Origin of the sequence: Amycolatopsis sp. CA-161197, assembly GCF_050942255.1 — a bacterium.
Lineage (GTDB): Bacteria > Actinomycetota > Actinomycetes > Mycobacteriales > Pseudonocardiaceae > Amycolatopsis.
The window spans coordinates 3,567,371-3,593,046 of sequence record NZ_CP192059.1; the positions used below are offsets into that span (position 1 = coordinate 3,567,371).

Below are 25,676 nucleotides of genomic sequence, written 5' to 3' on the forward strand. Positions count from 1 at the left end.
GTGGACACCGACCTCGCGTGGCGGCTGCGCGCCCTCATCACCGTGCTCCCGGGCCCGGCCGGCGGCCCGACCGCGACGGTGAAGGACAACATCGACGTCGCGGGCGTGGCGACCACGGCCGGTTCCGCGTCCTTCGCGACGGGTCCGGCCGAGGCCGACGCCGACGTCGTGCGGTCGCTGCGCGAGGCCGGGTACGCGGTGGTGGGCAAGACCAACCTGGCGGAGTTCGCGATGGGCGCGACCGGCCGCAACGCCGCGTTCGGCGACTGCCTCAACGCGTGGGACCCGGCGCGCATCGCCGGCGGCTCCAGCAGCGGCTCGGCGGTGGCCGTCGCGGCGGGGCTGTCGGACGTGTCGCTGGGCACGGACACCGGCGGTTCGGGCCGGATTCCCGCGTCGGTGAACGGGATCGTGGGCGTGCGGCCGACGCTCGGCCGGGTCTCGAACCGCGGCGTGCTGCCGGTGAGCCCGTCGTTCGACACGGTGACGCCGATGGCTCGCGACGTCCGTACGGCCGCGGCGGTGCTGGCCGCCCTCACCGGAGCGGAGCCGCTGCCCGCGTCGGGTGCCCTGCCGCGGATCGGCGTGGCGGGCGGGTTTTTCGCCGCGGACGTCGATCCCGGCGTGGCTTTGGTGCTGCTCGCGGCCGTGGGCGTGTTCCGCGGCCTCGGGGCGCAGGTGGTGCCGGTCGAGGTGCCGTCGGCCGCGGAGGCGCAGGGGCGGATGCTCGACGTGATGTACCCGGAGGCGGCGGCCGTGCACGCGGCTCGGCTGCGCGACGCGCCGGAGAGCATCGACCCCGACGTCCGGCGGCGGTTGCTGCTCGGGCTCGAGGTGCCCCCGGCGCAGACCGAGGCGGCGCGGGCGTGGCTGACCGGGTTCCGCTCGCGCGTGGACGCGGTGTTCACCGAGGTCGACGTGGTCCTGACCCCGACGATCCCGGTGGACGTACCACTGCGCGAGGGGGTGGACCTCGCGGCGTCGACGCGGGAGATCGCCCGGTTCACCTACGCGTGGTCGGCGTACGGCGGGCCGTCGCTGAGCGTGCCGGGCGGGGTGCACCCGTCGTCCGGGATGCCGGTGGGCGTGCAGCTCAGCGCCGCGCCGTGGCGGGAAGACGTGCTGCTGGGAGCGGCCGAGGCCTTCGAACGGGCGCGCGGCCCGCTGCGGTGACGCGCGGGCGTCCACTGTGGCCGGTGGTGGACTTTTCGCGGACCCGATGTTTACGGGCTGGTAATGGGGTCTATCCGGTTCCCATGGCATCGGCGGCAGGGCCCGGCTGTCGAGCCCCAGGTCTCGCCGGTTGAGTATTACAGCCGGCGGGACCGCGCCGTGCGGTCCCGCTTCAGCGCACGCGCGTCCGCCGCTTGCGCCTGCGGCGGGCGGCGAGCGCGGCGAGCACCCGCGTCAGCCCGCGCCTGCGCACGACGAAACTCACGGACTCGGCCGGCCGGGACTCGGGCTGCCTGGTGGGCCTGTCCACCTGGTGGAACCGGGCCAGCCCCTCCCGGAACGCCTCCGCGTCGCCACCCGCGTCGGGGTGGTGGGCGCGCACGAACTCCCGGTAAGCGGCCTTATCCGCGGCCGACCAGGTGCTTCGTGGCCTGTCGGGCACCTGCTCACCTCCGGTCGTCCGTTCCAGCATATGGCCGCGTCTGAACTCGGACGGTTGAACCCTGGAGGCTCTGGGTACCTGCACTGCGCTCGATCATCGCCCGACAGGGGAGGGGCACCACCATGACGGAGGACTCGCGGCCGCCCGGCGCCGCCACGGCCGTGTTCAACGGCCCGGACACCGCGGAGGCCGCCCGGGTCACGCTCAGGGCCATGCTGGCCCACGTACCCGCTCCCGTGGTGGGCGACGCCGTGCAGCTCATGGACGAACTCGTCACCGACGCCACCCGCGACGGCGCCTCCTTCCGCGCCCTGCGCCTCGGCCTGGCCGCCCACCCGCCCCGCCTCCGCATCGACGTCGAACGCGACGAACCCGACGAGCCCGACGAGCCCAGCACCACGGGGATGTCCCCGGAACGCGTCGAAGGCCGCTTCCTCCTGGAGGAACTCGCGTCGACCTGGTGGTCCCACACGCTGGGCTCCATCTCGGTGACCCGCGCCGAGCTGGCTCTGCCGCTGCCGCGCTGATCAGCGGGCCCGGTCCACCCGCCGAAGCGCGGGTATGGCCGAGCGCCGCGGGTCTGGGCGTCGGATCCGCACCCTCGGTTCGATCTCGTGACTTGTGAGGCTCGGTCTGGCCTGCCCACCGGTCGCCTTCGCCACGCCGACCAGCGGGCCGGTTCCGCCCACCGTTCGTTCGGCCGCCGCGCCGCCAGTCGAGCCACGACTCTGGCTCGGTCTCGTGGTCTGCGCGGCCGGCTTTGCCTCCGCCCGCCGGTTGCCTCTGCGCTTCGGGTCGGCCGGGCTGCACTGCCGGCCGCAAGTCGCTGCCACGTCGGCTGCTTGGCCTCGGCGCCGCCCCAGCGCCGCCGCTGCCGCGCTGATCAGCGGGCCCGGTCCACCCGCCGTTCGTCCCACACCGGTTCCGGGGTTTCGCGCACGACGCCGTCGGAGCCGAAGACCAGGTAGCGGTCGAAGGAGCGCGCGAACCAGCGGTCGTGGGTGACCGCGAGGACGGTGCCTTCGTAGGCTTCGAGGCCGGTCTGCAGGGCTTCGGCCGATTCGAGGTCGAGGTTGTCCGTCGGCTCGTCCAGGAGGAGGGCGGTGGCGCCGCCGAGTTCCAGGAGGAGGATCTGGAAGCGGGCCTGCTGGCCGCCCGACAGGCGGTCGAAGGGCTGGTCGCCCTGGCGTTCGAGCTCGTAGCGCCGCAGCACGGCCATGGCGCCGCCACGGTCCTTGGCGTGGGTGGTCCAGAGGATGTCGACGAGGGTGTGGCCGGTGAGCTCCGGGTGGGCGTGCGTCTGGGCGAAGTGGCCCGGCACCACGCGGGCGCCGGTCTTCCACCGGCCCGTGTGCGCGACGTCGCCGCCCGCGAGCAGGCGCAGGAAGTGCGACTTGCCGGAGCCGTTGGAGCCGAGCACGGCCACGCGTTCGCCGAAGAAGATCTCCAGCGAGAACGGCTTCATCAGGCCCGTGAGCTCAAGGTTTTCGCACGTCACGGCGCGCAGGCCGGTGCGTCCGCCACGCAGCCGCATGCGGATGTCCTGCCGGCGCGGCGGCTCCGGCGGCGGCCCGGCCTCCTCGAACTTCCGCAGGCGCGTCTTCGCGGCCTTGTAGCGGGACGCCATCTCGTCGCTGCGGGCGGCGTACTGCTGCATGTCGAGGACGAGCTTCTTCAGCTGCGCGTACTTCTCGGCCCAGCGCCGCTTCAGCTCTTCGTAGCGGGCGAAGCGATCGTCGCGCGCCTCGTGGTAGGTGGCGAACCCGCCGCCGTGCACCCACGCGTCGCTGCCGGCCGGGCCGGGTTCCACGCTCACGATCTTCTCCGCCGCCCGCGCGAGCAGCTCGCGGTCGTGCGAGACGAACAGCACCGTCTTGCGGGTCTCCGCCAGGCGCGCCTCGAGCCAGCGCTTGCCGGGCACGTCGAGGTAGTTGTCGGGCTCGTCGAGCAGCAGCACCTCGTCCGGGCCGCGCAGCAGCGCCTCCAGCACGAGCCGCTTCTGCTCGCCACCGCTCAACGTGCGCACGAGCCGCCACTGCGCCTTCTCGTACGGCACGCCGAGCGCGGCCGTGGTGCAAACGTCCCAGGTCGTCTCCGCCTCGTAGCCGCGCACCTCCGCCCAGTCGCTCAGCGCCTGCGCATACTTCATCTGCGCGGCCTCGTCGTCGACGGTCAGCAGCCGCTCCTCGGCCGCGTCCACGGCCGCCGCGGCGGTGCGGATGCGCTCGGGCGAGATCGACACCAGCAGGTCGCGCACGGTGCGCTCGTCGCGGACCGAGCCGACGAACTGACCCATCACGCCCAGCCCGCCGGACACCGTCACCGTGCCGCCGTGCGGCTTCAGCTCACCGGAGAGCAGGCGCAGCAGCGTCGTCTTCCCGGCGCCGTTGGGGCCGACCAGCGCGACGACGGCACCGTCGGCAACCCGGAACGACACATCACCGAGCAGCGGCCGCCCATCGGGCAGCGAGTAGTCGAGGTGCGCGACCTCCAGGTGACCCATGGACGCGCACTCTACCGGCCGGGCCCGGCGGACCCCGTCCGATTTTCCGCCGGGCCCCGTGAACCTCACGAGTCCGAAGTGGACGGAATCACGCCTTCCGCTGCATGGTCCGGCGCGCCGGGTTGCCCTGCTCCGCCGCCTTCGGGTCCTTCTCGTCGGCCTTCGCGCGCACGCCCGACTCGATGCGGTCGCCGAGGTCCTTGTCCACGTTGTGCCAATATTCGAACGCCCGCTGCAGCACCGGCTCACTCACCCCGTTCAGCAAGTGACCGACGATGTTGGAAACCAAACGTTCCCGCGCCGCGTCGTCGAGGACCTCGCGCACCATCGTGCCCGCCTGGCCCCAGTCGTCGTCCTCGGAGTGGTCGACGTAGGCCGAGCGCGTGATCTCGCCGTCGGCGTGCCAGCCGGCCGGGGTGCCGTAGCGCTCGACGTCGGCGCTCGGGCCGCCCTTCGAGTTCGGCGCGTACACCGGGTCGGACACCTTGGTGTAGCGCATCGCGCCGTCCTTGCTGTAGCTGTGCACCGGCGAGGTCGACGCGTTCACCGGCAGCTGCTTGTAGTTCGGCCCGATGCGGTAGCGGTGCGCGTCGGCGTAGGCGAACAGCCGGCCGAGCAGCATCCGGTCCGGGCTCGGCCCGATGCCGGGCACGAGGTTGCTGGGCTCGAACGCCGCCTGTTCGATCTCGGCGTGGTGGTCGGTGGGGTTGCGGTCGAGCGTCATGCGGCCGACCTCGATCAGCGGGTAGTCGCCGTGCGGCCACACCTTGGTGAGGTCGAACGGGTTGAACCGGTAGTCCGCGGCGTCGTCGAACGGCATCACCTGCACGGACAGCGTCCAACTCGGGTGGTCGCCGCGCGCGATGGCCTCGAACAGGTCACGCGTGTGGTAGTCGGTGTCCGCCGACGCCATCTGGTCGGCCTCGTCCTGCGTGAAGAACTCCACGCCCTGATCGGTTTTGAAGTGGTACTTCACCCAGAACCGTTCGCCTTGTGCGTTCACCCACAGATAGGTGTGCGAACTGTAACCGTTCATGTGCCGCCATGTTCGCGGAACACCACGGTCTCCCATCAGCCAAGTGACCTGGTGCGCGGACTCGGGGGACAGCGTCCAGAAGTCCCACTGCATGTCGTGGTCGCGCAGGTTGTTGTCCGCCCGGCGTTTCTGCGAACGGATGAAGTGCTGGAATTTCAACGGGTCCTTCACGAAGAACACCGGCGTGTTGTTGCCGACCATGTCGTACACGCCTTCGCTCGTGTAGAACTTCAGCGCGAACCCGCGCGGATCGCGCCACGTGTCGGGGCTGCCGCGCTCGCCCGCAACCGTCGAGAACCGCGCCACTATCTCCGTTTTCGTGCCCGGCTGGAACACCGCGGCCTTCGTGTACGCGCTGACGTCGGCCGTCACCTCGAACCGGCCGAACGCGCCGCTGCCCTTCGCGTGCGGCTGGCGCTCGGGCACGCGTTCGCGGTTGAACTGCGCCATCTGCTCGATGAGATAGTGGTCCTGCAGCAGGATCGGTCCGCCCGGGCCCAAGGTGAGCGAATGTTCGTCGCTTTCCACCGGGATACCGGCGTCGGTGGTTGTCCGTTCCGTCTGCGTCATTTCGCCATCTCCTCGTGGTGGGATTCGAACACGAGGCGGATACCCGGCGAACACGGACTCACACGTGGGAATTCGGTCCGGTAAAACTCAGTCGCGCCCCAGCAGCGTGTCGGCCACGTGCTGGAGATGACGCCGCATGTGTTCGCCGGCGCTCACCGGATCCCGGTCCCGCAGCGCTTCGACGATCAACGTGTGTTCGTCGTGGTAACACGACCGCAGCTCCGGTGTGGACGTACGCCGCTTGAGGCTGCCCCACACCGGCAGTGAGCGCGCGGTGTTCATCACGTCGAACATGTTCATCAGCAACCCGTTGTGGGCGGCGACGGCGATCGCGCGGTGCAGCCCGGCGTCCGCGCGCTCGAAGCCCTCGAAGTCCCCGGCCGCCGCACCCGCGCCGAGCGCGGTCCCGATCCGGTCGAGGTCCGCTTGCGTGGCCACCCGCGCGGCCAGCGTCGCGACCTGCGGTTCCAGTAGCTGGCGCACCTGCATGATCTCGGCCGGGCTCGTGTCGGCGGGCGCGGGCTCGACGTGCTGCGCCGCGATGTCGGTGAGGAACGTGCCCCGCCCGACGTGCCGGATCACCAGCCCGTCGCGCTCCAGCGAGTCGAGTGCGCGCCGCACGGCACTGCGCGGGGCGGAAAGCCGCTGCACGAGGTCGCGCTCCGTGGGCAGCTTGGCGCCCGGGCCGAGGCTGCCGTCGGCCGCGCCTTCGTCGAGCAGCGCGCGCAGGGCGTGTTCCACCGTGGTCATGGGCGCACTCTACCGGACGAATTGAGACCAATCGAGACCAATAAACCCAGTCGGGACCAGAACAAGTCCTGCATATCGACAACAGGTACCGAACCGCGTACGGTCGATCACGTCCATATTGGTTCACATTGGTTCAGATTGGTCTCACATGAAGCTGGTGACCTTCTCCGCCCGGAACTCCACCGGCGACGCCGACCGCGTCGGGGTCGTGACCGGCGAAGGCGAGGTCCAGGACGTCACCGATCTCGTGCCGGGCGGAACGCTCCTCGGCGCCGTCGAACGCTGGGGCGAGGTCGGGACCATCCTCACCGACCAGGCCGCGGACCGCACGCCGGTACCCCTCGCCGACGTGCGGCTCCGCGCGCCGTTCCCCACGCCTCGGCGCAACATCTTCTGCGTCGGCAAGAACTACCGCGAGCACGCCGCGGAGTTCGGCCGCAGCGGCTACGACAGCCCGGACCGCTCGGAGGACCTGCCGACGCGGCCGATCCTGTTCTCCAAGGCCACCACGGCCGTGATCGGCCCCGACGACGACATCGACCCGCACACCGGCCTCACCTCCGAGCTCGACTACGAGGGCGAGCTCGCCGTGATCATCGGCCGCGGCGGCCGCGGCATCACCCGCGAGGCCGCGGCGGAGCACGTCTGGGGCTACACGATCCTCGACGACGTCACCGCCCGCGACCTGCAGCGCGACCACCGCCAGTGGCTGCTCGGCAAGTCGCTCGACACGCACTGCCCGATGGGCCCGTACGCGGTGACCGCCGACGAGATCCCCGACGTGACCGCGCTGGAGGTCGAAACCACCGTCAACGGCGAACGCCGCCAGCACGCCCGGGTCAAGGACCTCATCTTCGACATCCCCGAGCTGATCGCGACCCTCTCGGCCGGCATCACGCTGCTGCCCGGCGACGTGATCGCCACCGGCACGCCCGCCGGCGTCGGCATCGGCTTCGACCCGCCGAAGTTCCTGGCCGGCGGCGACGTCGTCGAGGTGACCATCACCGGTCTCGGCGTGCTGCGCAACCGGGTCGCCCCCAACCCTGTCGCCTGAATCCCGTACCGAAAGGAGCCCGCATGAAGATCAACGGAACGGACCTCGCGGTCGAGGTCGAAGGCAGCGGCCCCGCCGTGCTGCTCGTGCACGGCCTCGGCGGCACCGGCAACTTCTACCAGGTCCAGGCCGGCGCGCTGGCCTCGAGCCACCAGGTGATCCGCGTCGACTCCGCGGGCGCCGGGCGCTCCGGCCTGCGCGAGGGCATCGGCATCGAGTCGCACGCCGACGACCTGGCCGCCGTGCTCGACCAGGTCGGCGTCGCGTCCGCGGCCGTGGTCGGGCACTCGATGGGCACGCTCGTCGCCCGCAGCTTCGCGGCCCGTCACCGGGACAAGGTGACCGCGCTGGCGCTGCTCGGCGCCGTCGCGGAGCCGCCCGAGGCCGGCCGCAAGGCCCAGCACGACCGCGCGGCCCTGCTGCGCGCGGAAGGCACCGCAGCGGTGGCCCCGGGCGTCGTCGCCAACGCGTTGTCGGAAGCCACCCGTCGCGACAAGCCCGAGGTGGCGGCGTTCGTGCGGGAGCTCGTGATGCGCCAGGACGCCGAGGGCTACGCCCGCAACTGCGAAGCGCTCGCGGCCGCGACCGACCCCGGGCCCGTCGACCCCGCGTTGCCGCTGCTGCTGATCACCGGCGCCGACGACAAGGTCGGCCCGCCCGCCGTGAGCGAGGCGCTCGCCGCCGCCCACGGCAGTGCGAACGTGGAGGTGCTGCCGGACGTCGGGCACTGGACCGCGCTGGAAGCCGCCGCCGACGTCACCTCGATGCTGCTGAAGTTCCTGTAACCACACCGTTTTCGCGCCTCAACGACGAGGAGGAACCACCGTGCCGCTCACCGCCGACAAGACCCTGTTCCGCGACGTGTCCATTCTGGACTCCACGGGCGCGCTGCCCTACCGGGGCGACGTGCTCGTGGACCACGACCGCATCACCGCCGTCGGCACCGTGGAAACGGCCGCGGCCGAGGGCTCGCGGGTGATCGAGGGCCGCGGCCGCACGCTCATGTCCGGGCTGTGCGACGCCCACACCCACTTCACCTGGAACAACAGCGCCGACCTCGACGGCCTGGCCGCCCTGCCGGTGGAGGAGCACCTGCTGTTCGCCGTGGAGTCGGCCAAGTCCTATCTGGACTCCGGCTACACGATGTGCCTGGGCGCCGCGTCGGCGAAGGACCGACTCGACGTCGTGTGCCGCGACGCGATCAACGCCGGGCGGATCCCCGGCCCGCGCTACCTCGCCAACGGACCCGAGATCGCCGTGACGGGCGGTGAGCTCGTGAAGGGCATCACCTGGTTCGCCGACGGGCCCGACGAGATGCGCAAAGCCGTGCGGCGCCTCATCGAGATCGGGGTCGACCAGATCAAGCTGTCGATGACCGGCGAGGAGATCACCGGCACGCAGCGCGCCGAGGACACCTACATGTCCGACGAGGAGGTGGCGATGGCCGTCACCGAAGCGCACCGGCGGGGCAAGCGGGTGTGCGCCCACGCGCGCAGCGCCGAGAGCGTGAAGATGTGCGTGCGCCACGGCGTCGACATCGTCTACCACGCCAGCTTCACCGACCCGGAGGGCATGGATCTGCTGGAGCAGGCCAAGGACTGGGTGTTCGTGGCGCCGGGCGTCAACTGGCTCGTCGCGACGCTGTACGAAGCCGCCGACTTCGGGTTCCCGCAGGAGGCGGCCGAAGCCGTCGGCTACAAGCGCGAGCTGGAGAAGGCGACGGCGGCGATGATCGAGATGCACCGGCGCGGCATCCGCGTGCTGCCCGGCGGTGACTACGGCTTCGCCTGGACGCCGCACGGCACCTACGCGCGCGACCTGCAGCACTTCGTCGAGCGCTTCGAGTTCACGCCCATGGAGACCATCATCGCCGCCACCGCGCAGGGCGGCGAGATCATGCTGCGCGGCGACGAGCTCGGCAAGGTCCAGCCCGGCTACCTCGCCGACCTGCTGCTCGTGGACGGCGACCCGCTCGCCGACATCACCGTGTTGCAGGACAAGGAAAAGCTCCACGCCATCATGAAGGACGGCCGGTTCCACAAAGACCCGGCCTGACGGCCTGCGCGGTGCGCCGCCCGGCCGGGGGCGGCGCACCGGGAGCGCTCACCGGAGGGCGCGAAGCAAGCCGGTGCGGTCGTGGCAGCCGAGGTAGCGGAACTCCTGCTCGTCGGCGTCGGTCACGGTGACTTCGTGGCAGAGCCGCAGCCGTGCCGCCGGTCCCATCGTGGACAGGTACTTCATCGCGGCGCGGAAGATCGCGACGTGGGTCGGGTGCGATTCGGCCCACGCCTCGAGCTCGGCGAGGCTGTGCCACCAGCTCATCCCGTAGCTCTTGTCCGTTTCGGCACCGGTTTCGTCGGTGACGCGCACGTACCGGTTGGCGTAGCAGCCGATGCCGAGCCCGTCGTCGCGCAGGAACTCCATCCCCGCGCGCAGCACGGGTTCCACGTCGCCGAGGTACATCCCGCGTTCGTCGCCCTCGGTTTCGGTCCACTCCTGCCCGGAGCGGATGAGGCACAGGTTGCCCTGCGGCCGCACGGTGACGACGCCGGTCTCCGGATCGGTCGCCGCGGCCGGCCGGGCGCCGGGTTCGAGCCGGTCGGTCTGGGCGACCGGCAGCCGGTCGCGGGCGCCGCCCCAGTAGCCGTGTTCGTGGATCTCGCCGCTGAGCTTCTCGGCGGCCACGGACACGCCTTCGGTGCGGTCGCTGGAGAACAACGTCTCGAACCGCCGCACGGTGGGGCGCACGACCTCGCTGAAGAACCCGGCGTCGGGGGACCGGTGCTGCGGGCCGGTCCACGCTTCGCGGGCCTTCGCCCAGCGGTCGTACTCGGCGGGGTCGGTCCAGTAGAACGTGGTGAGCACGGTCGCGTAGCCGGCCTCGTCCACGAATCGCGCCCGGTCGTGGTGATCGGGCGCGTGCTCGCCCGAATGTGCGGAATCGAGCGCCGCGAGTGCGGTGACCACCACCGACGGTGGCTCCGGTGTTCGGTACTGCACACCGAGGTACGCCATCACCACCTGGTCGACGGCCGGGCCGAAGCGCGCGGAGAACGACGGGTACGGCGGCTGAAAGCTGTCCGGCTTGCGGCGCGGGTGGACCCGGTCGACGCGCAAGTGCTCGGCGATCGAGGATTCCACGGCGTCACCCCGCCGTTTCGTGGTGGGTCATGGTGGCCTCCGGGGAACGTGGTGCCGGTTGTTGCCGACCGAACGTAGGCACGGAGGCCGCCTGTGACTTGCTTCACAGCGCACCGGGAGTTGTTGCACAGCGCACGTGCGATTCCGAACGTCCGATTGCGAACACCTCGAACATCTAGAACATCACCCGCTCCACAGTGGACTCGGAGCGTGGCCCTGGGTGTGGGAACCAGTGTGCGGATTCGAACAGGACGCACACCCGCCGGCTCACACCGTCGCGGTCAGCTCCGGGTACAGCGCCTCCACCGGACCGGACAGGTTCTCCTTGATGTCCCGCGACGTCTGGTCCGCCAGCACCTCGAGCGCGCCCGCTTCCAGGCCGTCGTAGATCGCCGCCACGATGTCGCGCGGGTCTTCCTTCTCGACCGTCAGCGCCTTGGTCATCGGCGTGTCGGTGTAGCCGAGGTGCGCGCCGAGCACGTGGGTCTTCTGGTCGGCGAGGTCGAGCCGCAGCGAGTTGGTGATCTGCCACAGCGCCGCCTTGCTCGACGAGTACGCGCCCGGCTTGGCCAGCCAGCTCAGCGCCGAGTGGATGTCGACCAGCGCGCCGCCGCCGTTGGCCGCCAGCACGGGCGCGAACGCCTGCGCGACGGCCAGTGCACCGAAGACGTTCGTCTCGTACACCGAGCGCACCTCGGCCAGCGGCACGGTGAGCAGGCTCTGCCGCCCGCTGACACCCGCGTTGTTCACCACCACCGTGGTGTCCGAGGCGGCCGCGGCCGCGTCGGCGACCGAGGCCTCGTCGGTGACGTCGAGGGCGAGCGGCACCACTCGCTCGTCGTCCCACTGGCGCGGGGTGCGCGCGGTGGCGTACACGCGCCGGGCCCCGCGCTCCAGCGCCTGGTTGACGAACTCGATGCCGAGCCCGCCGTTGGCCCCGGTGACCAGGACAACCGCATCCTGCAGACGTGTCATGACTTCCTCCGGATCTCTTGCTTGGTAATTCCAAGCTAGCAAGCTGACTCCGAAATGCCAAGTGTGACGTACGATGGGGTCATGAAGGCCATGGCGATCCCGACCAACAGCCGCTGCTCGATCGCGCGCAGCCTGGAGGTGCTCGGGCAGAAGTGGAGCCTGCTGATCGTCCGCGAGGCGTTCCGCGGGCGGACCCGCTTCGCCGAGTTCCAGAAGATCGGCGTGCCGACGGATCTGCTCGCGTCGCGGCTGGAATCCCTGGTCGAGGCCGGAATCCTGGCCCGGCGGCCGTATCAGGAGCCGGGGCAGCGGGCCCGCGTCGAGTACGTGCTCACGACCGTCGGCGAGGACCTGCTGCCGGTGCTGGCCGCGCTGTCGGAGTGGGGTGACGAGTACCTCCCGACCGGCCACGGCCCGGCGACGGTCTACGTCGACACCACCGACGACCGGCCCGTGCACCTGGCTTTCGTCGACGAAGACGGCCACGTCGTCGACCCGGCGAAGGTCGCCTACCGCAACGGACCGGGGGCTCTCGAAGACTGACGCGTCAGGTGCGGTCGGCGAGCACGTCGTCGGCGTCGGTGCTCAGCGCCAGGTCGCGCTGCGCGGTGAGCGTTTCGAGGCGGTGCCGCCACGCCGTGGTGATGGCCTCGTAGGCCGCAGCGCCGAAGACCAGCCGCCGGGGCGCGGGTGTGGTGCTCGCGGAGGTGATGATCGCGCGCGCGATCTTCGCCGGATCGCCCGCGACGGCGTGGCGCAGCGTGGTCTCGTCCATCCCGCCCGCGAGCGCGCCGCGCACCTGGCCGAGCACCCCGTCCGCGTAGGCGGGCAGCGGTTCGGCCTGCGCGATGTTCGCGTTGAATGCCGTGCGCGTGCCGCCCGGGGCGATCAGCGTCACCGAGATCCCGAACGCCGCCAGCTCCACCGCCGCCGACTCGAAGAACCCCTCGACACCGAACTTCGACGCGTTGTACACGCTCATGCCCGGGTCGGGCACGTGACCGCCGGAGCTGGACATCTGGATGATCCGCCCGCCGTCCTGCGCGCGCAGCCACGGCGTGATCGCGCGCGTGAGGTGGATGGGCCCGAGCAGGTTCACGGCGAGCTGCCGGTTCAGCAGCTCGTCCGACAGCTCCTCGGCGGCGCCGAGCGCACCGAAGCCCGCGCTGGAGAACACGACGTCGATGCGGCCGAGCTCGGTGAAGGCCTGCTCGACGATCGCGTGGACGGCCCGAGAGTCGGTGACGTCGAGCTCCGCGGTCCACAGTCGATCGCCGTGCTGCCCCGCGAGCTCTTTCAAGGCCGGGCTCAGCTCGCGGCTCGTGCCGGCGACGCGGTGGCCGCCGGCCAGCAGCTGGGCGGTGACCTCGAGCCCGAAGCCGGAACCCGCGCCGGTGACGAACCAGGTCTGGGTGGGAGCAAGCACGACGGAGTCCTTTCGGTAGACGTCCGCCAATGTAGTCACCGACAACAATCTAGTCAACGACTACATATGCCGCTCAATCGAAGCTCGAGTCGTCTCCCCAGACCTTGTCCTGCGACGATTCACTCGACGGCGACACGCGGATCACGGCCCCGGTGGGGTCGACGTCCAGCACGGTGACGGTGATCCGGTTGGCCAGGCTCACGTACCCCTCGCCGCGGAAGTGGCCCTTGATGTCGGGCAGCTCGGTGCGGTCGACGGCGAAGTCCAGCCGGTCCGGCGGGGACAACGTGAGCGTCAGCCGGCGCGTGCCGAACCGCGCGTCCAGCGGCACGGTCACCGAACCGTGGATGAGGACGTCACACGAGCCGTCGCGGCACGCGGTGAGGTCGGACCCGTCTTTCGCGGCCAGTGCAGCCGACGTCGTCGTGGTGGGCTCGGCCGGGACCGTCGAGACGGAAGGCGGCGTGACGATCGGCTCGGGCGGCGGCGGAGGTGGTTGCGGCGGCATCGAGCAGCCCGCCGCGAGCCGCAAGAACGTGCAGGCGAGCGCTTTTCTCATGCGCTCTTGGTAGCACCTCGCCGGGCCGGCGGCCGGAAGTTTCGCGGATTCCGGGGCCGCCGCGCCCGGCGAGGCGGCCCCGGAACCGGGCCCGGTCAGGCGGGGTTGTCGCCGTGGGTCAGGGTCTCCCACGAGACGAACAGGTTGTTGCTGCCCTGGGGGCGGTGGCTCGTCGTGTAGGCCTGGGTGTTGGTCATGGCGATGCCGAGGCGGTTGTGCAGCGCGTTGTACCCGACCTCGGTCACGGGGCCGAGACCGCGCTTGACGGTGCCGCCGCACAGCCACGACGGGGGAGCGGTGAGCTCGTACTTGGTCTGGAAGCCCAGCGCCTGGCGCAGCCGCTCGCCGATGTCGGTGCCGTAGAGATCCTGGCCCTGGATGCGGGACGTCTCGGCCACCTCGGCGATCGCGGCGATGCCGTAGCCGGTGTGGACGAAGTCGCGGCAGGTTTCCTGGGTGAGGCCGTCGACGAAGGTGGATTGGCCCTGCCAGTAGCCGACGATCTGGTCACGGGTGTTCAGGCCGCTGCCGGGCACGGTCTTGGGCAGGGCGCCGTCGGAGCTGAGGTAGATGAACGCCGGCACGCGGTTGCGGTAAATCGACATGCCGCGGTCGTAGATCGTCTTGTCCTCGAGGAACACGCCGATGCCGACGATGGCCTCGGCGATGCTGAGCTCCCAGTTGCCGGTGCGCCCGTCGCTGCCCTGGATCTCGTTGTAGTACACGTTGCGCAGCATCGTGGCGAACCGCCCGGAGTTCGGCCAGGTCCCGTAGGCGTATTTGATGATCTCCGCCGCGCGCGGCCACGTCGAGGCCGACCACGCGGTCTGCAGGTGCGCGTTGTCGCTGGTGTGGTCCTTGATGGTCGCCGACCACGCGTCCATGATCTGGATGGCCTTGTCGGCGTACCGCACGTCGCGGGTCACGTACCAGGCCAGGGACTGCGTGTACGCCGCGATCGCGTCTTCCCGCTCGTCGGTGCAGCCGTTGTTGGGCATCGAGCTGGGCCCGCAGTCGACCACGGCCCGCGGGTGCGGCGTGTAGGACAGCGACGCGTACTTCGAGCCCATCATCGAGTCATATGCTTGTTTCTGCGGTTGCGTGCCGGCCTGCACGCGCTGGCGCATGGTGTCCAGCTGGGCCCGGCTCACCAGCACGCCGGGGTGCGTGAAGGTGGCCGGCGCGGTCGGGGCCGCAGGTGTGGCCGGCCGGGCGGAGGCGGCCGGGCCGGTGGCGATCACCACGGCGGTGGCGGCCGCGGCCGCCAGGCAACGAACGAACTTCCGGTGCATGAGCTGCCCTTCGTCCACGACTTTGAGAACAGGGCGCAGGCTGGCGGACCGTGCGTGAAAACCGAATTTACTTCACGCCGGTTGGGCTGGTCCACCGGACGGGAAAACCCGTGTGCCACTGGCAGGGACGGCTTTTCCTTGCGGCAGCGGCAGTCTCACGGCGGGGGCAGCGTGCCGCGCTCCAGGATGTTGGCGTAGATGTTCTCCATCGCCTCGGTCAGCGGGGTGAGCAGCTCGGCGGGGAGGCCGTCGAAGAACAGGTTGCGCACCAGCTCGACGTGGCCCGGCGCCGCCTTCTCCACGAGCTCCCGGCCCTGTGCGGTCAAGGTGACCTCGGTCGCGCGCCGGTCGGTGCTCGACGTGCGCGCGTCGACGAGTCCCCGCGTCGCCATGCGGCGCACGTGGTGGCCGGTGCGGCTGCGTTCCCAGCCGATCTGGTTGGCCAGCGCGGTCATCTGCATCCGCTCGCCGGGCGCGTTCGCGAGCGCGGTGAGCACGTCGTAGTCCGGCATGGACAGCTCGCTGTCGGTCTGCAGCTGCCGGTTGATCTCGTAGCTCAGCCGCAGCTGGACGCGGATGTAGGCGAGCCAGGCGCGCTGCTGCCGTGCGTCGAGCCAGGGGCTGTCTTTGCTTTTAGGTGACATGTCCCGTAATCTGTCGTAGTGGTCGGCGGTGGAGCGAAGGGGCCCCATTGTCCCGCGGAGACCGGCCGAGCGGAACGACCACGCCTGGGCCGGGTGAGTACACGGACGGGAAACACAGCGATGAACGCACTACAGGGGAAGACCGCCGTCGTCACGGGTGGCACGAGCGGGATCGGGCTGGCGACGGCCCGGCTGTTCGCCGCCGAGGGCGCGCGCGTCTTCGTGACCGGGCGGCGCAAGGACGTGCTCGACGCCGCCGTTGCCGAGATCGGCGGCGACGTGACCGGGATCCAGGTGGACAGCTCCGACCTGGCCGACCTCGACCGGCTGTACGAAACCGTCGGCGGGCCGATCGACGTGCTGTTCGCCAACGCGGGCGGCGGCGAGTTCGCCACGCTGGAGCAGGTCACCGAGAAGCACTTCGACGACATCTTCGGCACCAACGTGAAGGGCACGCTGTTCACAGTCCAGAAAGCGCTTCCTCTGTTGGTGGACGGCGCTTCGGTGATCCTGACCGCTTCCACCGCGGGCACCAAGGGCAACGAGGCTTTCGGTGTGTACGGCGCGTCGAAGGCGGCCGTGCGCTCGTTCGCGCGCACGTGGGCGCAGGAGCTGAGCGGGCGCGGGATCCGCGTCAACTCGATCAGCCCGGGCCCGGTCGACACGCCGGGGATCTCGGGGCTCGTGGGCGGTGGTGAAGCGGCCGTGCAGCTCGGGTCCGCGCTGGCATCGACCGTCCCTTTGGGACGGATGGGCCGGCCGGAGGAGATCGCTTCGGTGGCGCTGTTCCTGGCGACCGACGGAAGCAGCTTCGTCACCGGTACCGAGCTCTTCGCCGACGGCGGGGCGAACCAGGTATGACCCTCGACATCGGCAGGGTCGGCGTCTGGAGCGTCGAGCTGCGCACGGCCGCGCCGGGTGGGATCGCCGACGCCGCGGCCGAGCTCGACGAGCTGGGCTTCGGCGCGCTCTGGATCCCCGGCTTGGGCGGCGGCGACATGGTGGGAGACCTCGAGCGGCTGCTCGAAGCCACCCGTGGGCTCACGGTCTCGCCGGCGGTGTCGAGCATCTGGCGCCACCCGGCGAAGGAGCTGGCCGCGGGCCACGCGCGGCTCAGCGGCGCGTACGGCGACCGGGTGCTGCTCGGTCTCGGCGTGAGCGATCCGGGCACCGCCGCCGAGCACGGCCACGAGTACCGCCCGCTGCACGACATGGCCGCCTACCTCGACGAGCTCGACGCCGAGCCGGAGCCGGTCGCGGCGAGCCGGCTGATCCTCGCGGCGATGGGGCCGAAGATGATCGGCCTGGCGCGGCGTCGGGCCGGCGGGACGCATCCGTTCCTCGTCACCCCGGACTACTCGGCGACGGCACGCGAACTGCTGGGTACCGGGCCGCTGCTCGCGCCGTACCAGGCCGTGGCGCTGGAGCGGGACCCGGCGAAGGCCCGGGCGGCCGGGCGGGGATTCCTCGCCGGGTTCTTCGGCGCGCCGGCCTACCGCAAGAGCCTGCTGGCGCAGGGGTTCACCGAGGCCGACCTCGCCGACGGAGGCAGCGACCGGCTCGTGGACAGCGTCCTGGCGTGGGGCGAGGTCGACGCGATCGGCAAGCGTGTGGCGGAACACCTCCAGGCGGGCGCGGACCACGTGGCCCTGCACGTGGTGGGCGTCGACGGGTTGGCGTTGCCGCAGTGGCGGGAGCTCGCCGGGCTGGTTCAGAGCGTCGGGTAGTCCGTGTAGCCCTCGGCGCCGCCGCCGTAGAAGGTGGCGGGGTCGGGGGCGGTGAGGGCGGCGCCGGTCCGCAGGCGCGTGACGACGTCGGGGTTGGCCAGCGCCAGGCGGCCGAGGGTGACGAGGTCGGCGAGGCCGCTTTCGACGTCGGCCGCGCGTTCTTCGACGGCGGCACCCGGGCGGGTCAGCAGCAGCGGGCCGGGGAACGCGGTGCGCAGTTCGGCCAGGAGCGCGTCGTCGCCGTGGTGCGTGACGTGGAGGAAGGCGAGGTCGAGGCGGGCGAGGGCGCGGACCAGGTGGGTGTAGGTCGCCGGCCCGGTCTCGCCCTCGTCGATGCCGAAGCCGCGCAGGCCAGGGGAGAGGCGCACGGCCGTGCGGTCGGCGCCGATCTCCGCGGCGACGGCCTCGGTCACCTCCAGGGCGAACCTCGTGCGGCCGGCGATGGATCCACCGTAGGCGTCGGCGCGGTGGTTGGCGTTGGCGGAGAGGAACTGGTGCACGAGGAAACCGTTGGCGCCGTGGACTTCCACGCCGTCGGCGCCGGCCTCGATCGCGGCGGCGGCCGCGCGGCGGAAGTCGTCGACGGTCGTTCGGACCTCGGCCGTGGACAGCTCGCGCGGTGGCGGTACCTGCTGGTTGCCGCTCGGGGTGTGGATGCCGACGCCCGCGGCGATGGCCGAGGGTGCGATCGGAGTCCGGCCGTGCGGCGTGTTGTCGGGGTGTGCGACGCGGCCGGCGTGCATGAGCTGGACGAACAGGTGCCCGCCCGCGTCGTGCACCGCCTTGGTGACCAGCTGCCAGCCGGCGATGTGCGCGTCGGTGTGGCAGCCGTGGCTGAGCAGGAACCCCTGGCCGTCGGCCGAGGGCTGTGTGCCGCCGGTGATCAGCAGGCCGAGCGACGCTCGTTGCGCGAAGTACTCGGCGTCGAGCGGGGTGGGCGATCCGTCGGGCAGGGCGCGGTTGCGCATCATCGGCGACAGTGCCAGCCGGTGGTGCAAACGCATGCGGCCGACGTCGACTGGACTCCAGAGACCGGGCACGCGTGTTCCTTCCGTCGGCTGCCTGACTGTCTGTACTGGATCGTACAGAACGAAGTGTACGGTTCGGTACAGTGGGCGGCTGGACTCTTCGTCCACGCTGGATGTAGTGTCCAGAGCCATGGATGGGAGGACGGCGCGCTGGGCGCCGGTGTGCGAGGCGATCGTGCGCCTGCTTTCGCCGCACGCGGAGGTGGTGCTGCACGACCCGCGCACGGACTGTGTGCTCGGCATCTGGAACGCGTTCTCGGGTCGGGAACCCGGGGATCCGTCGTTGCTGGGCGAGCTCGACGGCCTGCGCCCAGCCGGGAAGGACGTCTACGGCCCGTACCCGAAGTCGCTGCCCGACGGGCGGCGGCTGTCGAGTGTGAGCGCCGTGGTGAGAGACGAACACGGCAACGCCGAGGTGGTGTTGTGCGTGAACGTCGACCGCACCGCGTTCGACCAGGCCGCGCAGCTGTTGTCCGGATTCGCGGCTCCGGTGACCGGTCAGCCGCAGGCGTTGTTCGAGCGCGACTGGACCGAGACGCTCAACGACGTGGTGGGCGAGTTCGTTCGCGATCACGCGACCCCGGCCGAGATGTTGACTCGCGAACAGCGTTTGGTGCTTCTCGCACGTCTGGACGGCGCCGGCGTGTTCGCGCAACGCCGATCCGTGCCCGTGGTCGCCCGCGCGTTGCGCATCTCCCGTTCGGCCACCTACCAACTGCTCGCCGAGATGCGCAAGGAGCCCGATGCCGACGCTTCCTGACTTCCGCCTGGAGACGTACTTCTCCCGCTGGGAGTTCACCGCCCGCCACCACCTCACGGCGTCCGACGTGCAGACGATGACCGTCGCGGAACTGCTGGCGCTGGCCGACGACGACGGCCGTGAACGCTGGGAGACCCTCGCGCTGGGCTACACCGAGACCTACGGCCTGCCCGCGCTGCGCGAGGAGATCGCGGCGACCTACGCGGGTGTCGGACCCGAGCACGTGCTGTGCTTCGCCGGCGCCGAAGAAGGTCTCTACCTGGCCATGCGGACGTTGCTCGAACCGGGCGACCACAGCGTGGTGATCACGCCGAACTACCAGGCGGCCGAGACGATCCCGCTCTCGATCGGCGAGGTGTCCGGCGTCGCGCTGCGGCCCGAGGACGGCTGGGCGCTCGACGTCGACGAGATCGAGCGGCACCTGCGGCCCACCACGCGCCTGGTGTCGGTGAACTTCCCGAACAACCCGACCGGCGCCGTGCCGGACCTTGCGACCTGGACGCGGCTCGTGCGGCTGTGCGAGGAACGCGGCGTGCTGCTGTTCAGCGACGAGGTCTACCGCGGGCTGGAGTCCGACCCGGCGGCGACGCTGCCGCAGGCCGCCGACCTGTCCGCGTCGGCGCTTTCGCTCAACGTGATGTCCAAGGCCTACGGGCTGCCGGGCCTGCGCGTGGGCTGGATCGCCTGCCGTGACCCGGAAATCCTGCGGCGGCTCGAACGGGCCAAGCACTACACGTCGATCTGCAACTCCGCGCCGAGCGAGGTGCTCGCGTTGATCGGGCTGCGCGCGCGGGACGCGATCCTGGCGCGCAACCGAGCGGTGATCGCGGAGAACGTGCCGAAGTTCGACGCGTTTTTCGAAAATTACCAAGATCTGTTCGATTGGGCACCTCCGCAGGGTGGCTGCGTGTGCTTTCCGCGGTACCTCGGCGCCGACGGTGTCGAGGCGATGTGCACCGAGCTCGTCGAGCAGCGCGGAGTGCTGCTGCTGCCGGCGAGCATCTACCGATCCGACCTCACGGCGACGCCGGACGACCGGTTCCGCGTCGGCGTGGGCCGTCGTGGTCCGGACGAAGGGCTGGCCGCGTGGGCGGAGTTCCTGGAGGAGCGACGATGACGCCGGACGTGGTGGGGCTGCCCGAGATCGAGGCCGTGGCGACGCGGGGGCTGGTGTTCGACGCCGTGCGCGGCGCGTTGATCGCGCACGCCGAGGGCCGCGCGCAGATGCCCGCCCCGATCGCGATGTGGTTCCCCGAGGCCGAGGGTGATTGCCACGTGAAGGCCGGTTATCTCGACGGCGCCTCGCACTTCGGCGTGAAGGTGGCGTCGGGCTTCTACCGCAACGCCGAGCGCGGCCTGCCGACCAACAGCGGCCTCATGCTCGTGTTCGACGCGTCGACCGGCGTGCCCGCCGCGATCCTCGCGGACGAGGGCTGGCTCACGGCGTGGCGCACGGCCGCCGCCGGCGCGTTGATCACCCACGCGCTGACCCCGCCGGACGTCGACGAGGTGGCCGTCTTCGGCACGGGCCTGCAGGCGCGGCTGCAGGTCGAGTGGCTCGCGGATCTGCGTCCGCTGACCCGCGTGCGGGTGTGCGGCCGGCGTCCCGAGGCCGTCCGCAAGCTGTGCGCCGAGCTGGGCGAAGCTGGCCTGACCGCCGTGCCCGCGACGGCGGAGGAAGCCGCGGCCACACCGTGCGTGATCACCGCGACGGCGTCGACCACCCCGGTGGCTCCGGCGGAGGCGTTCACCGCCGCCCACGTGACCGGCATCGGCACCGACCTGCCCGGCAAGGCTGAACTCCCGCCCGGCCTGTTCACCCACGCCACCACCATCGCCACCGACGACCACGCACAATGCCTCGCCCACGGCGACTTCGGCACCGCCGTCCGCGCCGGCACCGCCGCCACCGACGCGGACGTCCCCGCCGGCCTCATCCTGCGCGACGGCGTGCCAGACCGCACCGGCCTGACCATCGCCGACCTCACCGGCGTCGGCGCGGCGGACGCCGCAGTGGCGACGGCGGTGTTCCGGCACGTGGGCTGACCTCCGCCGCGTGGCGGTCCTGGTTGCGCCGGCCGGAGAGGTGGGCGTTCCGGTCTGGCTGATCTTGCGCGACGGGGTGCGGGCGCAGCGGTGTTCCGTCACGTGGGCTGACCTCCGCCGGGTGGCGGGCCCGGCCCCGCTGGTCGGGGGCGTGGGCGTTCTGGTCGGGCTGGTCTTGCGCGACGGGGTGCGGGCGCAGCGGTGTTCCGTCACGTGGGCTGACCTCCGCCGCGTGGCGGACCCGGCCCCGCTGGTCGGCGGCGCGGATGTTGCGGTCGGGCTGGTCTTGCGCGGGGGTGCGGGTTTGCTCGGGCTTGACGATCGCCGACCTCACGGGCGTGACCGCAGTGGCGTTCCGGCGCCGCCGGGCAGCTACGCGGACGCCCCGGTTGGGCTGGTCTTGCGCGACGGGGCGCGGTTCGCTCGGGCTGGCGATCGCCGATTTCACAGGCGTGGGCGCGGCCGTGTCCCGGCGTCTGGGCTGACCTCCGCCGCGTGGCGGGCCCGACGTCGCCGGTCGGCGACGGTTGGCGGATGAAGGCAGCGGGTGAGAACCGGGAGGATGGACGGCACCCGCACTCCTGGAGGCGCGTATGGACTACGCGTTCGATCCCGAGATCGCCGCCGCTCTCCCGATGATCCCCGACACCGGCGATCTGCGGGACCTGGTGTCGGCGCGGGAAAAGATGAAGGAGATGACGGCCGAGCTGGTCGGCGACGTCGACGAGACCGGCGTGACCGTGCGCGACACCACCGTGCCCGGCCCCGAGGGTGCGCCTGATGTGGCTGTTCGGATTTACACACCGGACAACATCGCTTCGCCCGCGCTGTTGTTCAACGTTCACGGTGGCGGCTTCATCGTCGGCGACGTCGACACCGATCACGCGGGCGTGGTCGAGCTCGCGCGGGACCTCGGGGTGGTCGTGGTCTCGGTGGACTACCGGCTCGCGCCCGAGGCGCCGTACCCGGCGGGCCTCGAGGACTGCTACGCAGCACTCGTGTGGTCGGTCAAGCACGCGGACGAGCTCGGCATCGACCCCGAGCGCGTGGTCATCCACGGCGTCAGCGCGGGCGGCGGCCTGTGCGCCGCGCTCGCCCTGCTGGCGCGCGACCGCGGCGGGCCGGCCATCGCGTTCCAGTTCCTCGGCGTCCCGGAGGTCGACGACCGCCTGCAGACGCCCAGCATGCGCCGCTTCGACGACACTCCACTGTGGAACCTCCCCAACGCCGAACTCAGCTGGGACTGCTACCTCGGCCCGGGCGTCCGCGGCACCGACGGCGTGCCCGTCTACGCCGCCCCCTCCCGCGCGACCGACCTGGCGGGCCTGCCGCCGGCGTACATCTCCGTCATGGAGTTCGACCCCCTGCGCGACGAGGGCATCGCCTACGCGCAAGCCCTGCTGGCCGCCGGCGTGACCACCGAACTGCACCTGTTCCCCGGCACCTTCCACGGCTCCGCCCTGGTCCGCCACGCGACCATCACCCGCCGCGAGGCCGCCGAATCCCGCGCCGTCCTGGCGCGGGCGCTGGGCGTGGAACTGACCTGACGACCTTGTAGATGACGCGGCGCCCGGGTGATGACCTGGGCGCCGCGTTTTCGTTGCACGGCTTGGTTTCGAGGACCTGCCGCGGCTGGTCAGCTGCGGTCGGCCAGCACGGGGCGGGTCAAGTGCGGTGGGCCAATCGCCGCGCAAGCGGGGTGAGCAGGCGCGGCTGATCAGGTGCGGCGGATGCGGCGCCGTGCCAGCACGGCGAGCCAGCTGCGGCGGACCAGGCGCCGTGTGCCGGCGAGGCGAGGTGCCTGCGGCGGGTCTGGTGCAGTGGGCGAGGCGGTGTGCCGGGACGCCGATCGGCCGCGGAGGTTCAGGTGTGGTGTGCCAATCGCCGTGCCAGCGGGCCCAGCGGTCACTGCGGGTCAGGTGTGGTGCGTGAGACGGCGTGCCCGCAGGGCGAGTTGGCCGCAGCCAGTCGGTTGTGGTGTGCCAGAAGGGCGGCCGACGTGGCGGGTCTGGTGCGGTGCGCGAGGCGGCTTGCCGGCAGTGCAAGGTGGTCGGCTGCGGGGTGCCGAAAGGGCGGGACGGCGGGGCGGGTCAGGTGCGGTGGGCCAATCGCTGCGCAAACGGAGTGAGCCAGCGTGGCCGGTCAGGTGCGATGGGCCAGTCGGCGTGCCAGCAGGGCGAGGCGGGTGCGGAAGCGGCTCGCGGGGTCGTCCAGTGGCCAGCCGAGGGCGTCCTCCACGTGGGCGAGGCGGGTGGCGACCGAGCTGTGGTGGCGGTGCAGCGCGACGGCCGCCTGGCGCAGGGAACCGGTGCGGCAGAAGGCTTCGAGCGCCTCGAGGTCCGGGGGCGCGAGGGCGTCGAGGGCGCGGACGTCGGGCTGGGCGCGCAGGTGGTCGGCGGGGATCTCGGCCAGCAGGGTGAGCGACCCGAGGTTCTCGTGGACCACGAGCGGCTCCGTCGCGGGCACGGCGAAACGCTCGGCCAGCCGCGCCTGCAGCCAGGACCGCCGCGCGTCGAGCCCGGAGGCGGCGTCGCCCACGCCCACCCGCACATTTCCGGACGACCCACGTTCGCGAGCGCGCAGAGAAAGTGCGTTTTCCAACAACCTCACCACCGTGCCCGGCCCCTCCCGCGGCTGCACCAACACCGCCGCGACCTCCCCGACCACCGCGACGCGCGCCCCCAACGACGTGCCTCCACGGGCAACCAGCGCGACCGCCGCCGCGCCCGGGTCACGCCCGTCCTCCGTCCCGACGGCGACCACTCGCAACGGCCGCCCGACGTCCAGCCCCAGCAGCACAAGCGCCCGCGCCCGGTCCTCCTCCGCCGCCCGCTCGCCCAGCACCAGCTCCACCAACGCCGGATCCGCCAGATGCGGCGGCGCACCCTGCGGCGCAGGTCCCAGCACCCGCGCGGCGATGGCGAACCGCTCCAGCACAAGATCGTCGAGCGGCCCCGGCTCCCCGTCCCGCTCGAGCCACACCCGGCCCGCCGCCTCACCCCCAAGATCAGTCGCCACGACGCGGGGTGCTGCCGGGACCAGGCCGCTCGCCGAGGTGCGGGTGTTGTCGTCGCTCGCATCCCCGTGGTTGGTTGCCTCGCCGTGTGACGCTGCCCGGGCCTCGTCGCGCGAGCCCCTCGCCGAGGTGCGTGCTTCGGCGCGGGTATTGCCTTCGTGCGCATCCGCGAGGTTGGTTGGCTCGGCGGCCTGCGCTGCCAGGGCCTCGCCGCGCAGGCCGCTCGCCGAGGTACGTGTTTCTGCCCGGGCGTTGTCGTCGCGCGCATCCCCAAGATCAGTCAGCACGACGCGGGGTGCCGCCGGGTCCAGGCCGCGCGGGCCGTTCGCCGGGGTGCGTGTTTCGGTGCGGGCGTTGTCGTCGCGCGCATCCCCGTGGTTGGTTGCCTTGGCGTGGGACGCCCCCATCCCGCCGAGGCTTCTCGCCGGGGTGGGGGCGTCGTCGTCGGACCCGAAGCCGGTCGTCACCGGACGTGGATCTGCCAGGACCGCGCCGTCGGACGTGACTTCACCGGGGCCGGCCGTTGCACGAGGCGCTGTGCCGGTCGCGCGGGTGCCATCACGCGCGTCGCCGAGGCCAGGTTCCCCGCCCAGCGGTTCGGCCGGCGGCCCGCCCTCGCCCGCAAGCCTGCCAGACAGAGTCGCGACCACACCCGGCCCCGGACCAGCCGCACGGCTTCCGTCGGAACGGAAGCGCAGCGCCGGTTCGCCGCCGCGCTGGAGGCCGGCGACGCATTCGGCCAAGGCGGCCGTGGCGCGGACCAGGTCGGCGGTCGTGGCGCGGTGGGTGACGAGCTCGTCGAAGTACGCGATCACCCGTACCGCGGCCTCGGCGTCGGAGTCGACGGCCGAGAGGCGCAGGAGCAGCCCCTTCATGGAGCCAGCCTAGCGCCGCCCGGGCGTCGCGCACAGGTGTCGCATGTGGACGGTCAGCGCAGCAGGTGCAGCTGGTCCCACGTGGGCACGTGCGGGGTGATCCGCAGGGTCAGGCCGGTCTCGGCGAGGGTCCGGTCGGCCTTGCGGGCGTTGCAGCTGCGCGCGGTGCCGCCGCACGCGGCGACGGTGTTGAGCCAGCTGGTGCGCTCACCGCCGCGTGACGTCGGGACGATGTGGTCGACCGTGGTGGCGTGGCGGCCGCAGTACGCGCACGTGTAGCCGTCGCGCTGGAGCACGCCGCGGCGCGACCACCGGGGCGGGCCGGAATATCGCCACTTCATCACCACGTAGCGCAGCAGCCGCACGACCTTCGGGCGCGGGAAGATGCTCAGGTCGGCGCCGTCGCTCTCGTGGACGACCGCGACGTGGCGCACGAGCATGCGGATCGCGTGGGGGACGGAGACGGTGTGCAGGGGCTCGTAGCCGGCGTTGAGGACCAGGACACCCATGGCGACGGGCACCTCCTTTTCGGTTTTCGCTCGGGTGGAGACCGCGACCGGAGTCGAACCGGTTTGACCCGCTTTGCAGGCGGTTCCCTGGCCGTTCGGGCACGTGGTCGGAAAGGGGATCGGAAATCGAGGCCGGAAATGTCACGAAAT

The 25,676-nt window shown here is 71.7% G+C and carries 25 protein-coding genes and 1 tRNA gene; 12 read left to right on the plus strand and 14 right to left on the minus strand.

Annotated elements, in window-relative coordinates; translation table 11 throughout:
* Positions 1-1,173: an amidase gene (locus ACQPXB_RS17040; protein ID WP_432853116.1), complete on the plus strand. Its 1,173-nt coding sequence runs from the start codon at positions 1-3 to the stop codon at positions 1,171-1,173.
* 172 nt (positions 1,174-1,345) lie between these two features.
* On the opposite strand, the gene ACQPXB_RS17045 is transcribed toward ACQPXB_RS17040, so the two are convergent.
* Positions 1,346-1,615: a hypothetical protein gene (locus ACQPXB_RS17045; protein WP_432853118.1), complete on the minus strand. Its 270-nt coding sequence runs from the start codon at positions 1,613-1,615 to the stop codon at positions 1,346-1,348.
* A 122-nt stretch (positions 1,616-1,737) separates the two neighbouring features.
* Here ACQPXB_RS17045 and ACQPXB_RS17050 point away from each other — a divergent pair, with 122 nt between their 5' ends.
* Positions 1,738-2,142 (plus strand): hypothetical protein, encoded by a 405-nt coding sequence (locus ACQPXB_RS17050; RefSeq protein WP_432853121.1) that lies wholly within the window; start codon positions 1,738-1,740, stop codon positions 2,140-2,142.
* A gap of 356 nt (positions 2,143-2,498) precedes the next feature.
* On the opposite strand, the gene ACQPXB_RS17055 is transcribed toward ACQPXB_RS17050, so the two are convergent.
* From ACQPXB_RS17055 to ACQPXB_RS17065, 3 genes are all read right to left on the minus strand, one after another.
* Positions 2,499-4,118: an ABC-F family ATP-binding cassette domain-containing protein gene (locus tag ACQPXB_RS17055; RefSeq protein ID WP_432853123.1), complete on the minus strand. Its 1,620-nt coding sequence runs from the start codon at positions 4,116-4,118 to the stop codon at positions 2,499-2,501.
* Between the two features lie 88 nt (positions 4,119-4,206).
* Positions 4,207-5,724 carry a catalase gene (locus ACQPXB_RS17060; RefSeq protein ID WP_432853126.1) on the minus strand — a complete coding sequence of 506 codons (1,518 nt, stop codon included), beginning with the start codon at positions 5,722-5,724 and terminating at the stop codon, positions 4,207-4,209.
* Between the two features lie 87 nt (positions 5,725-5,811).
* The gene (locus ACQPXB_RS17065) at positions 5,812-6,474 is read right to left on the minus strand and encodes a FadR/GntR family transcriptional regulator (protein WP_366586883.1); all 663 of its coding nucleotides are present in this window, start codon (positions 6,472-6,474) and stop codon (positions 5,812-5,814) included.
* Positions 6,475-6,622: 148 nt separating this feature from the next.
* Here ACQPXB_RS17065 and ACQPXB_RS17070 point away from each other — a divergent pair, with 148 nt between their 5' ends.
* From ACQPXB_RS17070 to ACQPXB_RS17080, 3 genes are read left to right on the plus strand one after another with little or no spacing between them, the layout of a single operon-like run.
* A complete protein-coding gene (locus ACQPXB_RS17070; RefSeq protein WP_432853129.1) occupies positions 6,623-7,528 on the plus strand; it encodes a fumarylacetoacetate hydrolase family protein in 906 nt (301 codons plus the stop codon).
* Positions 7,529-7,551: 23 nt separating this feature from the next.
* Positions 7,552-8,313 (plus strand): alpha/beta fold hydrolase, encoded by a 762-nt coding sequence (locus tag ACQPXB_RS17075; protein WP_432853132.1) that lies wholly within the window; start codon positions 7,552-7,554, stop codon positions 8,311-8,313.
* A gap of 40 nt (positions 8,314-8,353) precedes the next feature.
* Complete coding sequence (locus ACQPXB_RS17080) at positions 8,354-9,583, plus strand: metal-dependent hydrolase family protein (RefSeq protein WP_366586877.1); 1,230 nt, start codon at positions 8,354-8,356, stop codon at positions 9,581-9,583.
* A 48-nt stretch (positions 9,584-9,631) separates the two neighbouring features.
* On the opposite strand, the gene ACQPXB_RS17085 is transcribed toward ACQPXB_RS17080, so the two are convergent.
* Together ACQPXB_RS17085 and ACQPXB_RS17090 are read right to left on the minus strand one after the other, a co-directional pair.
* The gene (locus ACQPXB_RS17085; RefSeq protein ID WP_432853135.1) at positions 9,632-10,669 is read right to left on the minus strand and encodes a phenylacetaldoxime dehydratase family protein; all 1,038 of its coding nucleotides are present in this window, start codon (positions 10,667-10,669) and stop codon (positions 9,632-9,634) included.
* Positions 10,670-10,936: 267 nt separating this feature from the next.
* Positions 10,937-11,644: an SDR family oxidoreductase gene (locus ACQPXB_RS17090; RefSeq protein WP_432853138.1), complete on the minus strand. Its 708-nt coding sequence runs from the start codon at positions 11,642-11,644 to the stop codon at positions 10,937-10,939.
* Between the two features lie 81 nt (positions 11,645-11,725).
* Here ACQPXB_RS17090 and ACQPXB_RS17095 point away from each other — a divergent pair, with 81 nt between their 5' ends.
* Positions 11,726-12,187, plus strand: coding sequence for a winged helix-turn-helix transcriptional regulator (locus tag ACQPXB_RS17095; RefSeq protein WP_432853141.1), 462 nt, complete (start codon positions 11,726-11,728; stop codon positions 12,185-12,187).
* Between the two features lie 4 nt (positions 12,188-12,191).
* Here ACQPXB_RS17095 and ACQPXB_RS17100 read toward each other — a convergent pair whose 3' ends face one another.
* The 4 genes from ACQPXB_RS17100 to ACQPXB_RS17115 form a co-directional block, all read right to left on the minus strand.
* Positions 12,192-13,070 (minus strand): SDR family oxidoreductase, encoded by an 879-nt coding sequence (locus ACQPXB_RS17100; protein WP_432853144.1) that lies wholly within the window; start codon positions 13,068-13,070, stop codon positions 12,192-12,194.
* Between the two features lie 73 nt (positions 13,071-13,143).
* Entirely contained in the window at positions 13,144-13,629 is a 486-nt protein-coding gene (locus tag ACQPXB_RS17105; protein ID WP_432853147.1) for a hypothetical protein, read from the minus strand.
* 95 nt (positions 13,630-13,724) lie between these two features.
* Positions 13,725-14,939: an alginate lyase family protein gene (locus ACQPXB_RS17110; RefSeq protein ID WP_432853150.1), complete on the minus strand. Its 1,215-nt coding sequence runs from the start codon at positions 14,937-14,939 to the stop codon at positions 13,725-13,727.
* A gap of 137 nt (positions 14,940-15,076) precedes the next feature.
* Positions 15,077-15,565 (minus strand): MarR family winged helix-turn-helix transcriptional regulator, encoded by a 489-nt coding sequence (locus ACQPXB_RS17115; RefSeq protein WP_366586856.1) that lies wholly within the window; start codon positions 15,563-15,565, stop codon positions 15,077-15,079.
* A 120-nt stretch (positions 15,566-15,685) separates the two neighbouring features.
* Here ACQPXB_RS17115 and ACQPXB_RS17120 point away from each other — a divergent pair, with 120 nt between their 5' ends.
* Positions 15,686-16,426, plus strand: coding sequence for an SDR family NAD(P)-dependent oxidoreductase (locus ACQPXB_RS17120; protein WP_386953173.1), 741 nt, complete (start codon positions 15,686-15,688; stop codon positions 16,424-16,426).
* Entirely contained in the window at positions 16,423-17,292 is an 870-nt protein-coding gene (locus ACQPXB_RS17125) for a TIGR03620 family F420-dependent LLM class oxidoreductase (RefSeq protein ID WP_432853154.1), read from the plus strand. Before ACQPXB_RS17120 ends, ACQPXB_RS17125 begins: the two co-directional genes overlap by 4 nt.
* Here ACQPXB_RS17125 and ACQPXB_RS17130 read toward each other — a convergent pair.
* Positions 17,277-18,332, minus strand: coding sequence for an alkene reductase (locus ACQPXB_RS17130; RefSeq protein WP_432853157.1), 1,056 nt, complete (start codon positions 18,330-18,332; stop codon positions 17,277-17,279). The two genes, ACQPXB_RS17125 and ACQPXB_RS17130, sit on opposite strands and share 16 nt — an antisense overlap.
* A 118-nt stretch (positions 18,333-18,450) precedes the next feature.
* On the opposite strand from ACQPXB_RS17130, the gene ACQPXB_RS17135 reads away from it, so the two are divergent.
* The 4 genes from ACQPXB_RS17135 (at position 18,451) to ACQPXB_RS17150 (ending at position 22,673) form a co-directional block, all read left to right on the plus strand.
* Positions 18,451-19,080, plus strand: a complete 630-nt coding sequence (locus ACQPXB_RS17135) for a helix-turn-helix transcriptional regulator (RefSeq protein ID WP_366586846.1) — start codon at positions 18,451-18,453, stop codon at positions 19,078-19,080.
* Complete coding sequence (locus ACQPXB_RS17140) at positions 19,064-20,197, plus strand: aminotransferase class I/II-fold pyridoxal phosphate-dependent enzyme (RefSeq protein WP_432853160.1); 1,134 nt, start codon at positions 19,064-19,066, stop codon at positions 20,195-20,197. The genes ACQPXB_RS17135 and ACQPXB_RS17140 overlap by 17 nt, the downstream gene beginning before the upstream one ends.
* Positions 20,194-21,126 carry an ornithine cyclodeaminase family protein gene (locus tag ACQPXB_RS17145; RefSeq protein ID WP_432853163.1) on the plus strand — a complete coding sequence of 311 codons (933 nt, stop codon included), beginning with the start codon at positions 20,194-20,196 and terminating at the stop codon, positions 21,124-21,126. Before ACQPXB_RS17140 ends, ACQPXB_RS17145 begins: the two co-directional genes overlap by 4 nt.
* Before the next feature lie 593 nt (positions 21,127-21,719).
* The gene (locus ACQPXB_RS17150) at positions 21,720-22,673 is read left to right on the plus strand and encodes an alpha/beta hydrolase (RefSeq protein WP_366586839.1); all 954 of its coding nucleotides are present in this window, start codon (positions 21,720-21,722) and stop codon (positions 22,671-22,673) included.
* Between the two features lie 595 nt (positions 22,674-23,268).
* Here the strand turns inward: ACQPXB_RS17150 and ACQPXB_RS17155 are convergent.
* The 3 genes from ACQPXB_RS17155 to ACQPXB_RS17165 all read right to left on the minus strand — a co-directional run bounded on the left by ACQPXB_RS17155 (position 23,269) and on the right by ACQPXB_RS17165 (position 25,635).
* Positions 23,269-25,017 (minus strand): PucR family transcriptional regulator, encoded by a 1,749-nt coding sequence (locus tag ACQPXB_RS17155; RefSeq protein WP_432853166.1) that lies wholly within the window; start codon positions 25,015-25,017, stop codon positions 23,269-23,271.
* Between the two features lie 53 nt (positions 25,018-25,070).
* Positions 25,071-25,526, minus strand: a complete 456-nt coding sequence (locus ACQPXB_RS17160) for an HNH endonuclease (protein ID WP_432853169.1) — start codon at positions 25,524-25,526, stop codon at positions 25,071-25,073.
* A 35-nt stretch (positions 25,527-25,561) separates the two neighbouring features.
* Positions 25,562-25,635, minus strand: a tRNA-Cys gene (locus ACQPXB_RS17165).
* Positions 25,636-25,676 lie beyond the last annotated feature (41 nt).